Origin of the sequence: Rhodococcus sp. IEGM 1241 (assembly GCF_033142365.1) — a bacterium.
In the GTDB taxonomy this organism is placed as follows: domain Bacteria; phylum Actinomycetota; class Actinomycetes; order Mycobacteriales; family Mycobacteriaceae; genus Rhodococcus_F; species Rhodococcus_F erythropolis.
On the sequence record NZ_JAWLSE010000001.1, the window covers coordinates 1,378,095 to 1,391,820 of the forward strand.

Consider the following 13,726-nt stretch of genomic DNA (forward strand, 5'->3'; position numbering starts at 1 on the left):
CATACTGGAGGAAATTCGTGAAGCGTGTAGTCGGACTTGTTGCAGCAGGTGCCTTTTCGCTTGCCCTGGTGACCGGTTGTAGTTCCTCCGACAATTCGTCGTCGGAGACGTCGTCGGCCGCTCCGACCACGACCACTTCCAGTGACAGTGCCACGGGAAGCATCACCGTCTTCGCGGCGGCGTCACTCAAGACCAGCTTCACCGAACTCGGCAAGGAGTTCGAGTCCGAGAACCCCGGTTCATCGGTCACATTCAGCTTTGCCGGGTCCTCGGATCTCGTCGCCCAGATCACCCAGGGCGCACCGGCTGACGTGTTCGCCTCGGCTGACGCCGCCAACATGACCAAGGCCACCGATGCCGGTGTCGTCGCGGGGTCGCCCTCGGATTTCGCGAGCAATACCTTGACGATCGTTGTACCGCCTGGCAATCCGAAGGGCATCGCGTCCTTCGCCGATCTGGCAAAGGAGGGGACACAACTGGTGATCTGCGCTCCGCAGGTCCCGTGTGGCGCGGCTACGAAGAAGGTCGAGACGGCCACAGGTGAGACCCTCTCGCCCGTCAGTGAGGAATCGTCGGTGACCGACGTTCTCAACAAGGTGACGTCCGGTCAGGCCGATGCCGGCATCGTCTACGTCACCGACGCGAAGTCCGCGGGTGACAAGGTGCAGACGGTCGCGTTCCCGGAAGCCACCACGGTGGTCAACCTGTACCGGATTGCGGTGCTGAAGGATTCGAAGAATTCGGAAACGGCAACCAAGTTCGTCGATCTCGTCAAGGGGCCCAAGGGCCTGGCAGTTCTGAGTGACGCGGGATTCGCTGCCCCGTGACACACCTAAGACCGGCAGTCCGGGCTCCGCTCGGGTTGCCGGTATGGATTTACCTTCCGGCGCTGATCGGCGGAGCGTTTGTCATCGCGCCCTTGGCGGCGATGCTGGCCACCGTGCAGTGGTCGCAGTTCTGGGAACTCGTGACTTCCGAATCGTCGGTTGCCGCGTTGAAACTGAGTTTGAAGACAGCGGCAATGAGCACGCTGCTGTGCATCCTGTTCGGGGTACCGATGGCCGCGGTGTTGGCGCGCAGTCATTTTCGGGGACTGTCCGTTCTTCGATCCTTGATTCTGCTCCCGCTGGTTCTGCCGCCCGTGGTGGGCGGTATCGCGTTGCTGTACACGTTCGGGCGCAAAGGGTTGATCGGTGAGCAGTTGGAAGTGCTCGGCATCCAGATAGCATTCTCGACAACCGCGGTGGTCCTGGCGCAGACGTTTGTTGCGCTACCGTTCCTCGTCGTCAGCCTCGAAGGTGCACTACGCACTGCGGGTACAAGATACGAGGCCGTTGCCTCGACGCTCGGAGCCCGCCCGACCACTGTGCTTCGCCGGGTGACTCTGCCGCTGGTGCTTCCCGGTCTGGTGTCAGGGGCAGTTCTGGCTTTCGCTCGAGCGCTGGGGGAATTCGGTGCGACGCTGACCTTCGCGGGAAGTCTGCAAGGGGTGACGCGTACCCTGCCGCTGGAAATCTATCTCCAGCGTGAGACCGATCCGGATGCAGCGGTGGCGCTTTCGCTGGTGCTGGTTGTAGTCGCGGTGGTCATCGTGGTTGCGGTGCGTGGACGCGGATCGGCGGGTTCGTTGTGAGTGGCCTCCACGTCGACATCGAGATTCCGGAGCGCGACGTCGTTGCGACGTTCGACGTAGCGGCGGGCGAGGTGACCGCCATCCTCGGGCCGAACGGCGCCGGCAAGTCGACGGTACTGGCGGCGGTTGCCGGACTGCATCATCCGCGGCGCGGGTTGATCGAACTCAATTCCCGCGTTCTCACCGATACCCGTAGGGGAGTCGTGTTGGCACCCCATCGGCGCGGCACTGCCCTACTCGCGCAAGAGGCACTTCTCTTTCCCCATCTCAGTGCGGCTGCGAACGTGGCGTTCGCGCCGCGCAGTGCAGGGCGGTCGCGTCGCGATTCCGCCGAGTCCGCGCGCCATTGGCTGGACGCAGTCGACGCCGGCGATGTGGCTGAACGCAAGCCTTCACAACTCTCCGGTGGCCAAGCGCAACGGGTTGCAGTGGCGAGGGCATTGGCTGCTGAACCCGAACTGCTTCTGCTCGACGAACCGATGTCCGCGCTCGATGTCGCTTCCGCCCCCGCGCTGCGGTCGTTACTGCGCCGAGTGCTCAGGACCGGCGATCGCACTGCCGTACTCGTCACGCACGACGCTCTGGACGCACTTGCGCTGGCCGACACGGTTGTCGTCATGGACGGTGGCCGGGTCGTCGAACGTGGTGACGTACGAACAGTTCTGACCCGCCCGCGTAGTGCATTCGCAGCACGCATCGCCGGAATCAACTTGCGCAGCGGCACGATGGCCGGAGACGGAGTGCTCAGAAGTCCGGTCGGGGTGGATATCGCGGGCCAGACGGAGACCGACCTACCGGCCGGCAGTGCCGCCGTGGCAGTCTTCGAGCCGCGAGCAGTGTCGGTCTACCTGGATCCGCCTCACGGCAGCCCACGAAACGCGTTTGCGGTCACGATCGCGGAGATCGAAAACCGAGGCGATGTCGTCCGAGTCCGAGCGGAGGACGAAGCCGGCCAGCCGGGCTTGTCTGCCGACATCACGGCGAGCGCAGCGGCCGAACTCGATCTGGTTCCGGGATCGGCCGCTACGTTTGTGGTCAAGGCCACCGAGACGCTGATCTATGCGCAGGGTGCAGGCTCGTAGACGTCCTCTACGACCGAATCCGCATAGAGGGCTGCAATTTCGGACGCGTACTTCTCGGCTATCGGCTTGCGCCTGAGCTTCATCGTCGGTGTCAGCTCGTCGCCGCCTGGCTCCCAGAACATGGTGAGTACGTGAAACCGCTTGATCTGCTCGGCCCTCGACAGACGCGAGTTTCCCTCGGCGACAGCAGTTGCAACGACGTCGACGATCCGAGCATCCTTGGCGAGTACCGCGGCCTCGGCCGCAAGTCCCAGTGAGCGTGCCGCTCCGACCGCGGCGTCGGCGCTGAGAGTGATCAACGCTGTGTTGAACTTTCGGCCGTCTCCGATCGTCACGACCTCACCGATCAACGACGACGACGTCTTCACTGCCGTCTCGATGGCGGCCGGTGACATGTTCTTTCCCGACGCGTTGATGATCAGCTCCTTCTTGCGATCGATCACCGTGAGGTAGCCGTCCGCGTCGGCGGTGACGACATCTCCGGTCGAGAGCCACCCGTCTGCACTGATCGCTTCGGCCGTTTTTGCCGGTTCGCCGCGGTACCCCTTCATGACCAACGGGCCTCGAACCAGTAGCTCGCCGTCCGGCTCGATGCGCATTTCCATGCCTGGGAGTAACTTTCCGACCGTTCCGAGCTTGGTCGGCTCGGCCGGCGCGGTGCTCGCGATGCATGTCAGCTCGGACATTCCCCAGATCTCCGAGATCGGAACTCCCAGGGCCGCAAAGAATGCCAACGTGTCCGGCGGAATCGGTGCGGCGCCAGAGATGGCCCACTTCAGTTCGGCAAAGCCGAGTTTCGCACGCAGAGCGGACAGGACCATCGTATCGGCTCGGGCGTAGTCCGCTTCCAGTTCGGCGGGGACTGTTTCACCGGCTCGCAAGTGTGCGAGACGAGTGCGACCGACGTCGAGTGCCCACTGCAACGCCGCTCGCCGCGCGTCGTCCGGTTCGTTGGCGACAGCCGATTCGACTGCAACTTTCAGCTTTTCCCACACACGGGGGACGCTGCCCCAGATCGTGGGGCGACAGTCCGGAAGCGCGGCCGCTACCTGGCTCGGATCCGGTACGACTGTGATCTGGGTGCCGAACACCATTTGCATGTACAGGCAGGTGAGCCGATCGGCGATGTGCGCCGACGGCATGTACGAGGTGATGCGGTCACCGAATTCGACGGGGAGTACAGCGCTTACGGCGTTGGTTTCGAACAACAGGCATGCATGAGTCGTCTCGACGCCCTTGGGGTTGCCGGTCGTGCCGGAGGTGTAGATCAACGTGGCGACGTCGTTCGGTTTCACCGCACGCCAGGTGCCCTCGAAATCGAAATCCGATGCGGCAGAATTCTTCATCTGCTCCAAGGTCACGGTGCCGGGCTGGTGGACATGCGATTGCGCGTCGACGACGACGATCGTCTCGAGTGTGGCGCCTGAGCGGCGGACCGTATCCACGTACCGGTCTTCGCAGACGAGAACCCGTGCACCGGAATTGGCGAGGATGTAACGGATGGCTTCGGGTGCCGACGTGTTGTAGATGGAGAAGGACGTCGCGCCGAGATGTTGGGCACCGACGTCGATCGGATAGAACTCGATGCGGTTACTCATCAACAAGGCAACCGTATCGCCGTGTCCCACGCCGATTCCGGCCAATCCCGCGGCAACCTCGCGGACCTGTTCGGCGTACTCGCGCCACGTCAGTGTTCGCGCATCGCCGATGTCTCGCAGGGCCACCGCGTCGGGCGCTACCGCCGACACTCGCTGGAAGGCTGCACACAACGTGGTCATGATGATCTCCTGGATGCCTTTGTCAGGGCTGATGCATTCGTCGGGGCCGCAGCGGTGGTTCTGTCTTCGAGTTCGCGGATCAGGTCGTGTGCCTGTTTGTCCCTGGCCAGATAGCCGTCGGCCAGGACATTGATGAATCCGCGTCCCCACGCCCAGGGTTCCCAGGCAGCGGGGGCAAGGGTCCGCGCGGCGCGGCGCGCGATCGCATCTGCGATCACCGTGGCGGCACGGTCCGGGGAGATTCGATGACGGAGGGGACCGGGTAGTCGAGCGTCGAGTTTGCGCCCGATCTCGTCGTCGTCGAGTGTGGCGCGTGCAAGTTGTGTATCCACCATCCCGAAGTACGCGATGCCGGCAGTGGCGCCGTAGCCGGCAACCTCGAGACGCAGCGCCCGGCCGAGCGCTTCGACCCCAGCCTTGCTGATCATGTACGAAGCGCCGCCCAAACCGGGGGCGAACGACGCCGCCGATGACACGACGACGATGTGCCCACTGTTGCGGATCACCTCGTCGATGGTCGGATGCACTGTGTTGAAGACGCCGGTGAGATTGACGTCGAGCACGCGATCGAATGCGTCGGGATCGATCTGGCGCAATGTTGCCGGGGGAGGGGTGATTCCGGCGTTGGCCACCACGACGTCGATTCTGCCCAGCTGCTCGATGATCGTTTGCACGGCTGCGGTCATGCCGTCCCGATCTCGGACATCGGCCGTCACCGTCACGACTCGCTGTGGCTCGAATGAGCGCTCGGCCGTTGCCAATGAACTTTCGTTGACGTCGACCAGCGCCACGGTGGCCCCACGCCGGTGGAGAGTGCGCGCCAGCGCGGAACCGATACCGTCGCCTCCGCCGGTGATCAGCACGACCTTTCCGGCGACGTCGTAGTCGATTCGGCGCCCGGGCAGTGGAATGCCCAGATCGCGGACTGTTCCCGCAATTGCGGACATGCGTCCCGTCATTGCTTCAGTGCCTTCCGTGTAGAGCGCGGATGAGAACCTTGACCAGCCAGTCGATTCGGGCGGTCCGTCGAAACGTCGTCAGTGGTAGGGGCGAACGGAATCGTTGCCTGGTCATCGACCGGGCATAGGTGAACTCCTTCAGACCATCTGGGCCGTGAACGCGTCCGAAACCAGATGCTCCGACCCCACCCAGTGGCAGGTTGGGAACCGCGGCATACATCACGTAAGAGTTCACCGACGCTCCTCCGGATCGGAGCCGATCGGCAACAGCCACTCCATCCTTGCCGAACACGCTTGCTCCCAATGCGTATGGCGGCGCATTGACCAACTCCACCGCCTCGTCCATCGAGGCGACCTTGGTGATCGTCATCGTCGGGCCGAAAGTTTCCTCCGTGACGGCGAGGCTGTCTTCGGGGACGTCGACCATGATGGTCGGTTGCACATACTGGCCGGAGATCGAGCCGAGCCCTCCGAGAACGACACGTCCACCTCGAGACACCGCGTCGTCGATGTGGCGCCGGATTACAGCCACTTGCGAGGGCATGGTGATCGGACCGATCTTGTCTTCGGCCCCCGGACCCGCATGAACTCGGGCAGCCAAAGTGATTGTCTTGTCGATAAACTCGTCGTAGACCTGTTCGTGCACGTATAGACGCTCGACGCCCAGACAGGTTTGACCGGAGTTGGACAATGCGCCCCACACCGCAGCATCCGCGGCGGCACCAACATTTCCGTCGGCATCAAGGATGAGCGCGTCCTTACCGCCACATTCCATCAACACCGGTGTGAGGGTCTCGGCGCACGCTGCCATGACTTTCTTGCCCGTCGCGGTCGATCCGGTGAACCCGATCTTGTCGACACCGGCCAGGCACAGTGCCGCGCCGACCGAACCGTCTCCTGTGACAACTTGCAGCACAGGATGTTCAGGGACGACCTCGACAAACGCTCGGACCAACCATTGCCCGACTGCCGGGGCGAACTCACTCGGCTTGTAGACCACGGCATTGCCTGCAGCCAGCGAGAACGAGAGCGAACCGAGCGGGGTGAAGACCGGATAGTTCCACGGACCGATCACACCGATCACCCCGAGAGGTCGATACTCCAGCGAGGCGGCCTGATTGACCGTCAACAAACTGGAGCGGACGCTGCGCCTGCCCAATACCTTTCGGGCATTCTTCGACGCCCACGCGAGATGTTCGAGTGCCATGGCGATTTCGAGCATCGCGTCAGGGTGCGGCTTGCCCATGTCCCGGTGCACGACGTCGGCGAGTTCGGATGCTCGACGAGCGATGATTCCACGCCACCGATCCAGTCGACGAGCGCGTTGCTCGAATGTCAGTTCTGCCCACCACTCGGAAGCAGTTCGGGCGTCGCGCACTGCCTGTGTCACCGTGTCGTCGGACGCCTGTGTGGTCGTGTCGATCTCGGTCGCCGTCATTGTGGAGTTCCTTGAAGTGTGTGGTGGACGGCGCCGTCGGCCCAGCTGCGAGTGACGCGTTCGAGGATCGGTCGGGACAGAGCCAGAATCGGGGCGAACCACGGCTGCGCTTGTACGGCGAATGTCCAGGTGAGGCGGCTGCCTGTCGAAGTCGGTTCCAGCACCAGATCTTCGGCGAAGCGTTTGAACCCCGGCAGTGACGCCGACTCCACGTAGAACGTCATTCGGTGCCCCTCGTCCCAGCGGAAGAATCTCTCGTTCAGTGCAGCAAAAGCGCCGGCGCGCACGGTTCGGGTAGTCCCGATGCCGAATGGTCTGGCCGAGGTCCAGTCGGCTCCGGTGATCCCGCGCGCCCACGACGTGAGCGCTCCGTCCGAGGTCAACGTCTGCCACAGGCTTTCGCACGTCGCTTCGGATTCGATCCGGTGAGTGATCACCAGCGGCGCGGATCGGACGAAGTCTGCGTCGGCTGCCGCAAGAGAGAATTTTCCCCTCACAGGTCCACCACCAAAGATGCACCGGTGGAACGTGATCGACAGGTCAACATCGAATCGGCACGTTCGGATTCGGTGAGCAAGGTGTCTCGATGATCGACGCTCCCCGAGAGCACCCGAACCTTGCACGTACCGCAGAAGCCCTGTTGGCAGGAATACGCGACTCCGGGAAGTGCACGTCGTATCGCAGCCAAAGCACTTTCGGACTCGCCCACATCGACGGTGAGACCGGTGCGCGCCAGATGCACCGTGAACTCCTTGCCGTCGACTACCGGGAGTGGGGAGAACCTCTCGCTGTGCACCGATCCGGTCGGATTGCCGGCGAAGGTCGCCGCGCGCACCATGTTCATCAGCGGCGCCGGTCCGCACGTGTACACCGCGGCACCGGGATCCGCAGCAGCGACCAGTGTTTCGATATCCGTCGGGCCCAACTCGTCGTCCGGTCGGATGGTTACCCGGCCGCTGGAGTATTCCTCGATCTCGTCGAGAAATGGCATGGCCGTCCGAGTTCGTCCGAGATAATCCAAACGCCACGGGATTCCGCGGCGGTGACAACGTTGCACCATGGGAAGGAGCGGAGTGATCCCGATTCCGCCCGCAACAAAGAGGTACGACGGAGCAGCGACAAACGGAAATGCATTGCGTGGCCCTCGGACGTCCACAACCATGCCGGGTTTCAGCGACTCGTGTATCTCGCGCGAGCCGCCCCCACCCTCGTCGATCCTCCGGACGGCGATCCGATACGAGGACAAGTCGTCGGGGTCGCCGCACAGCGAATACTGTCGTTGCCTTCCCGAGGGGAGAAAGATGTCGAGGTGGGCGCCGGGAATCCACGACGGAAGGGTGATTCCTTCCCTCGGGGTCAAGGTGACACTCAGGACGTCGTCGCACTCTGACCGGACGGACTTCACGTCCAGAGTCATGTCGAACCCGCTGTAGCGGACCGGGCTCGGGCGCGAAAGTATGTGCGCTGCTGGACTTGCTGCAAAGATTCGGCGGTATGCGCCGGTGGCTTGCGCGGCAAACCTCAACGATCGGGTCGGTGTGAAGTCGGGTGCGTCGTGGGAACTGTCGGCAGTCGTCTTGTTCATCCTGCGCTCGCTTCGGAAGAACGATTGGCGGCAGGCGAGCGAGCGAGGTAACGCATGGCGACGTCCATGTCCCCGATCTGGGAAGGATGGAAGCTCGGCCGCAGATACGGAGGAATCTCGGTGATCAGGAATTTCATGTTGGGTACCAGGCCACGACGGGTGGCGCTTATCAGTTGGAGAGGCCACAGTCGGCCCTTCGTCGTGGACGGGTCCTGTCGGAACAGGTAGTTCATCGAGGCGATGAACAGCACGAACAATGTGAAGCTGGCCAGCAGCGCCGTGCGAACGCGTCTGGCGTAGCTGCCGTCCACGTACATGTAGGCGTCGAAGGCTACGTTGCGGTGTTCGACTTCCTCGGCGCCGTGCCACTTCACCATGTCAAGCATCATCGGGTGCATGCCGGCATCTTCGAGGGCGGGATCGGTGAGCAGCCATTCCCCGACCACCGCCGTGTAGTGCTCCATGGCGGCAAACAAGCCGAGACGTTCACAGAGCCAGGCGTGCTTGGCTTTTCCGGTCAATCCTTTGTCGCCCAATATCTTGTCCACGAGCCAGTCCATCCGGCGTGACATCGGTTTCATGTCCATGCCGAGGTCCGCAAGATGTTCGCGTGCACCTTTGTGCGACGACGCGTGTGTTGCTTCCTGGCCGACGAATCCCACCACCTCTTCGTGCAGGCGGGTGTCCTCGATGAGCGGGAGTGCTTCGGCGAGCGTTGCGGACATGGCCCGCTCTCCCTCGGGCAACACGAGATGCATGAAGTTGATGACGTGGGTGACCATCGGTTCGTTCGGCACGTAATGCAGTGGTACGCCGTCCCAGTCGAATTCGACGTCCCGCGCGGCGATCGCATGTGCTTCGTCGGTGTAGCGGCGAGCGCCGGACGGTGCGACGACGGGTGTGCCTCGGAAGGCGTTGATGCCGAGCATTATCGGCTCCTCACGGTTTCTCGAGCAGTGGTGAGTGCTGCGGACGAGACGGGTTGTACCTGCGCGTAGTGAGCGAGGTCGGCTCGTTTGGTCCTGGCGCGGAATGATCGGTTGAATCCGGGATAGAAGGTGTAGTTGCGGCCGCCGTCGACAAGGTAGTAACTACTGCACCCGCCGGCGTTCCACACGCTGGTGGCGAGTCGGCGGTCTGTCGCGCGTACGAACTCGCGTTGCACGTCTGCGCGGACGTCGATGCTGCCGATGCCGCGCTCGTCCATTTGAAGAATGCAGCTCACGATGTACTCGACCTGGGCTTCGATCGTGACGACCTGCGAGGTGTAGACCACGGAATTGGGGCCGAGGATCATGAAGAAGTTCGGAAAACCGCTGATAGTGGTGCCGAGGAAGGCCTCGGCACTGCCGTTCCACGTCTGTGCGAGGCTGCGGCCGTCCTGGCCTCGGATGATGTCGAACGACGGGTTGTCTCCCATCCGAAAGCCGGTTCCCATGACTATGGTGTCGACTTCCCGGAAGGCGCCGTCCGCGGTGAGAACTCCGCGCTCCTGCACCTCGACGATTCCGTCCGTCACCACCTCCACATTGGGTGACGCCAGCGCGGGATAGTAGGTGTTCGAGAACGTCGGACGCTTGCATCCGAATGCGTAGTGGGGGAGCAGCTTTGCGCGAAGCTCCGGGTCCCGCACCTGCCGGCGAAGGTGTGCTCGGCCGAGTGCGGCCAAACCTTTGAGAAGTGACGGCTTGTACACGAATCCGGGTACCAGGGCTTCTTGAAGCAGGTCGAGTCCCTTGCGTGCCAGTCGTTGGGTGAGCGGCACCCGCTCGAAGAGAGCGCTTGGCCAGCCGGTCATCGGCTGATCCGGATGCGGCAGGATCCACGTCGGTGTCCGCTGGAACACGGTCAACGTGTCCGCGAGCGGTTGCAGTCTGGGGATGATCTGCACCGCAGAGGCGCCGGTGCCGACCACGGCTATCCGCTCACCGCGAAGGTCGTGGTCGTGGTTCCAGTCCGCGGTGTGGAACATCTGACCACGAAACGATTCGAGCCCGGGAAGGTCGGGTGTGGCGGGGGCACTGAACGGGCCGGTGGCCGCGACCAGGAACTGTGCCTCCCAGACGGTTTCCGCAGTGTGTACCCGCCAGATCTGGGCTTGCTCGTCCCACGAAGCTTCTGTCACGTCCTGGTTGCAGTGGAGATGACCGGCCAGTCCGAAGCGATGGACGCAATCCCGGAGATAGTCGTAGATCTCGGGCTGTAGCGGATACAGCCGCGTCCAGTTCGGATTGGGCGCAAACGAGAACGAGTACAGAATCGACGGGATGTCGCACTGTGCACCGGGGTAGGTATTGACCTGCCAGGTCCCCCCGGGCTCCGCGGCACGTTCCAGAACGACGAAGTCGTCGATCCCGGACTGCTTCAAGCGGACAGCCGTTCCGATGCCGCCGAAACCGGCTCCGATGACGACGACTCGTGTTCGGCGAGTTCGAGTTTCCTCGTCACCGGCCGATGGCCCCGAGGTTGGGTCGATGTCGACCATGTGTGACGCCTCCTGATTGGTGCGTGAACAACTGAACGAAGAGTAAGTCTGACATCAAGTGATGTCAACAGCGATTGATGTCAGAATTGAATTGATTGACATCGTGCGATGTCAGTTCGCTTGCCGAGGTCGCCGCGATAACCTGAGGTCGAGAGCACTGCCGGTCAGTGAGAACATGGGGACATGACGGATACCGAGGCTCGGCGCACCGGCCCGCGCAGGTGGCGTGGGCAGGAACCAGAAGATCGCCGCGCCGCGCGCCGGGCACAGCTGATCGAAGCCGGGTTGCAGATCATGGGCACCGAGGGTGCGGCCGCCGCGACCATGCGTGCGACCTGCCGCGAGGCTGCGCTGACCGAACGGTACTTCTACGAGAGCTTCGCCAATCGTGACGAACTGCTGGTCGCCGTGCTCGACGAGGTCGTTCTCGGGGCACGCGACACTATTCTGGACGCTCTCGAGGCGGCGCCTTCCGAACCGTCGGCCCTGATCCGTCACGTGGTGAAGGCCTTCACCACCTACGTATTCAAGGATCCGCGCCGTGGACGCATCATGTTCGTCGAATCCCAGGCGGAACCTGCGCTGTGGGATCGAGGGCGAGAATTGATGGCGGAGTTCACCAATCCGATCTCCGCGTCGCTCGAGCTGATGTACGGCGGCGAGGCAACCGACTCCGCGAACTCCGAACTCAATTCGGTGGGGCTGTTCGGTGCCCTCGCGTTCATCTATCAGGCGCACACCCCGTCCTCCAAGATCTCTCGAAAGCGTTTGGTGGAACACATTTCGCTCATGGTCGAAGCGCAGGCGACGGTCGACAGCACGCCCGCGAGAAAAGAATGACGTCCGCGTCGGCCACAGGCGGAAAGCGTCTCGGTCCTGAAGACCGGCGTGAGCAGATCATTGTCAGCGCGGCAAAGGTTTTCGAGGAGAAGTCTTTTGCCGACGTCTCGATGACCGAGTTGGCCAAGGCGGCCGGGGTCGGTCGTCCGCTGCTCAATCATTACTTCGGCTCCAAGCGGGAGTTGTACCTCGACGTCGTGCGGCGATTCGTCTTCATTCCCGAAGTGGCGGTGGACCGCATTCCGCGATCGGCGAGCCAGGAGAAGCGGATCGGCGCCGTGATCGATCGGTGGCTCGACGTCGCCTGGCGTCATCGCGACATGTGGATCTCGACAGTCATGTCCGACGACCTCCGCCGTGATCCCGAGATGGATCGGATCCTGCAGGACGCTGACGACGTTGCTGCGCGACGCATGATGGATGCGCTCGAGATTCGACCGAGCGAAGGCAGCGAGGCTGCTGTTCATTCGATGATCGTGGCGTACGGAGGATTGGCGAAGGCCGCCAGTAAGCAGTGGTTGGTGACGGGAGCGCTCGACCGCGAACAGGTGCACCTTCTGCTGGTACGCAGTTTGCTCGCCATCGTGCGTGACGTTCTGCCGGCGTGCGAGGCGGATTCCTGATTGCTCAGAGTGATCTCGCCACGAGGTCCTTCATGACTTCGTTCGATCCGGCGTAGATTCGCTGAATACGAGCGTCGGCGTACATCTGAGCGATGGGATATTCGAGTATGTAGCCGTACCCGCCGTGTAGTTGCACGCAGCGGTCGATCACGGCGCACTGCTGATCGGTGAGCCAGTACTTGGCCATCGCGGCGGTAGTCGCATCGAGCTGCCCGGCAAGATATTTGACGATGCAGTCGTCGATGAACGTTCGTGAGATACGAGCGATGGACGCGCACTCGGCAAGTTCGAAGCGGGTGTTCTGCAGATCGAAGAGCGTTTGCCCGAACATGTTTCGGGATTTGGTGTACTCGACGGTGAGGGCGACGGCACGCTCCATTGCCGCAGTGGCTGCAACCCCACAGATCAATCGTTCGGGCAGTAGCTGCTGCATCAGCTGGGCAAACCCTGTGCCTTCGCGGTCCCCGAGCAGGTTTGTTGCAGGCACCCGCAAGCGGTCGAAGAACAGCTCGGTGGTGTCCTGGCCCTTCTGTCCGACCTTCTCGAGTATTCGCCCGCGCTCGAAACCCGGTGTGTTGTCATCGACCTCGGCCACGATGAGCGACACTCCACGCGCTCCGAGGCCGGGATCGGTCTTGGCGGCAATGATCACCAGATCACAATTGCGACCGTTCGAGATGAATGTCTTTGCGCCGCTGATCAGATAGTCGTCACCGTCGCGGACGGCGCGGGTGGTGATGTTCTGCAAGTCGGATCCGGTGCCGGGCTCGGTCATGGCGATTGCGCCCACCCACTCGCCACTCACCAGCTTCGGTAGCCAGCGCAGTTTGTGCTCGTGATCGGCGTAGGCATTGAGGTAGTGCGGCACGATTCCCGAGTGCACGCCGAGTTGGAGTGAATGATCACCCGCCATGACCTGCTCGTGGAACAGCACGGCGTCGTGCGCAAACGTTCCTCCTCCGCCGCCGTACTCGGTGGGGATCGACATGCCGGCGAGCCCGAGCGTCCCGAGTTCCCGATATGCGGATTTGTCGGGAAAACCCTGGGACGCGAAGCGTTTCTGATGCGGTGTGACGTGTTTGGCGAAGAAGTTCCTTGCCAGGTCGGCCACGGCCTCCAATTCGTCGTCCATCCACGGGGACCGGCGTTCGGTGGTTCGGGTTGCGGTAGATCCTTGCGTCATCGTGATTCTCCCGATCGATGAAGTGCGACCCGCGAGCGGATCCGACTCCACCTATCATCCACACTGTTGACAGAGTGTCAATAACGGGGTGGTCGAATCGACCTCCGGACCCGCCTCGAA

At 62.7% G+C, this 13,726-nt stretch carries 13 protein-coding genes; 5 read left to right on the forward strand and 8 right to left on the reverse strand.

Annotated elements, in window-relative coordinates:
* The first annotated feature begins 17 nt into the window (after nucleotides 1-17).
* Genes modA through R4P70_RS06645 form a run of 3 tightly spaced genes read left to right on the forward strand, consistent with a single transcriptional unit; the run spans nucleotide 18 to nucleotide 2,715 of the window.
* Entirely contained in the window at nucleotides 18-827 is an 810-nt protein-coding gene (modA, locus tag R4P70_RS06635; protein ID WP_020970515.1) for a molybdate ABC transporter substrate-binding protein, read from the forward strand.
* Nucleotides 824-1,633, forward strand: coding sequence for an ABC transporter permease (locus tag R4P70_RS06640; protein WP_020970514.1), 810 nt, complete (start codon nucleotides 824-826; stop codon nucleotides 1,631-1,633). Before modA ends, R4P70_RS06640 begins: the two co-directional genes overlap by 4 nt.
* Nucleotides 1,630-2,715 (forward strand): sulfate/molybdate ABC transporter ATP-binding protein, encoded by a 1,086-nt coding sequence (locus R4P70_RS06645; protein ID WP_317830570.1) that lies wholly within the window; start codon nucleotides 1,630-1,632, stop codon nucleotides 2,713-2,715. The genes R4P70_RS06640 and R4P70_RS06645 overlap by 4 nt, the downstream gene beginning before the upstream one ends.
* On the opposite strand, the gene fadD11 is transcribed toward R4P70_RS06645, so the two are convergent.
* Genes fadD11 through R4P70_RS06680 form a run of 7 tightly spaced genes read right to left on the reverse strand, consistent with a single transcriptional unit; the run spans nucleotide 2,691 to nucleotide 10,960 of the window.
* A complete protein-coding gene (fadD11, locus tag R4P70_RS06650; RefSeq protein WP_279217693.1) occupies nucleotides 2,691-4,493 on the reverse strand; it encodes a fatty acid--CoA ligase FadD11 in 1,803 nt (600 codons plus the stop codon). The two genes, R4P70_RS06645 and fadD11, sit on opposite strands and share 25 nt — an antisense overlap.
* Nucleotides 4,490-5,452: an SDR family oxidoreductase gene (locus R4P70_RS06655; protein ID WP_283567806.1), complete on the reverse strand. Its 963-nt coding sequence runs from the start codon at nucleotides 5,450-5,452 to the stop codon at nucleotides 4,490-4,492. The genes fadD11 and R4P70_RS06655 overlap by 4 nt, the downstream gene beginning before the upstream one ends.
* 4 nt (nucleotides 5,453-5,456) lie before the next feature.
* Nucleotides 5,457-6,890, reverse strand: coding sequence for an aldehyde dehydrogenase family protein (locus tag R4P70_RS06660; RefSeq protein ID WP_317830571.1), 1,434 nt, complete (start codon nucleotides 6,888-6,890; stop codon nucleotides 5,457-5,459).
* A complete protein-coding gene (locus tag R4P70_RS06665) occupies nucleotides 6,887-7,387 on the reverse strand; it encodes an SRPBCC family protein (protein WP_060938145.1) in 501 nt (166 codons plus the stop codon). The genes R4P70_RS06660 and R4P70_RS06665 overlap by 4 nt, the downstream gene beginning before the upstream one ends.
* Nucleotides 7,384-8,475, reverse strand: coding sequence for a PDR/VanB family oxidoreductase (locus tag R4P70_RS06670; protein ID WP_020908820.1), 1,092 nt, complete (start codon nucleotides 8,473-8,475; stop codon nucleotides 7,384-7,386). Before R4P70_RS06670 ends, R4P70_RS06665 begins: the two co-directional genes overlap by 4 nt.
* A complete protein-coding gene (locus R4P70_RS06675; RefSeq protein ID WP_019744962.1) occupies nucleotides 8,472-9,404 on the reverse strand; it encodes a metal-dependent hydrolase in 933 nt (310 codons plus the stop codon). Before R4P70_RS06675 ends, R4P70_RS06670 begins: the two co-directional genes overlap by 4 nt.
* Nucleotides 9,404-10,960 (reverse strand): NAD(P)/FAD-dependent oxidoreductase, encoded by a 1,557-nt coding sequence (locus R4P70_RS06680; RefSeq protein ID WP_317830572.1) that lies wholly within the window; start codon nucleotides 10,958-10,960, stop codon nucleotides 9,404-9,406. The genes R4P70_RS06675 and R4P70_RS06680 overlap by 1 nt, the downstream gene beginning before the upstream one ends.
* Before the next feature lie 183 nt (nucleotides 10,961-11,143).
* Between R4P70_RS06680 and R4P70_RS06685 the strand changes: the two genes are divergently transcribed.
* A complete protein-coding gene (locus R4P70_RS06685) occupies nucleotides 11,144-11,800 on the forward strand; it encodes a TetR/AcrR family transcriptional regulator (protein WP_070385585.1) in 657 nt (218 codons plus the stop codon).
* Nucleotides 11,797-12,423 carry a TetR/AcrR family transcriptional regulator gene (locus R4P70_RS06690; RefSeq protein ID WP_020970505.1) on the forward strand — a complete coding sequence of 209 codons (627 nt, stop codon included), beginning with the start codon at nucleotides 11,797-11,799 and terminating at the stop codon, nucleotides 12,421-12,423. The genes R4P70_RS06685 and R4P70_RS06690 overlap by 4 nt, the downstream gene beginning before the upstream one ends.
* A gap of 4 nt (nucleotides 12,424-12,427) precedes the next feature.
* Here R4P70_RS06690 and R4P70_RS06695 read toward each other — a convergent pair whose 3' ends face one another.
* Entirely contained in the window at nucleotides 12,428-13,606 is a 1,179-nt protein-coding gene (locus R4P70_RS06695) for an acyl-CoA dehydrogenase family protein (protein WP_020908816.1), read from the reverse strand.
* Nucleotides 13,607-13,726: the final 120 nt, after the last annotated feature.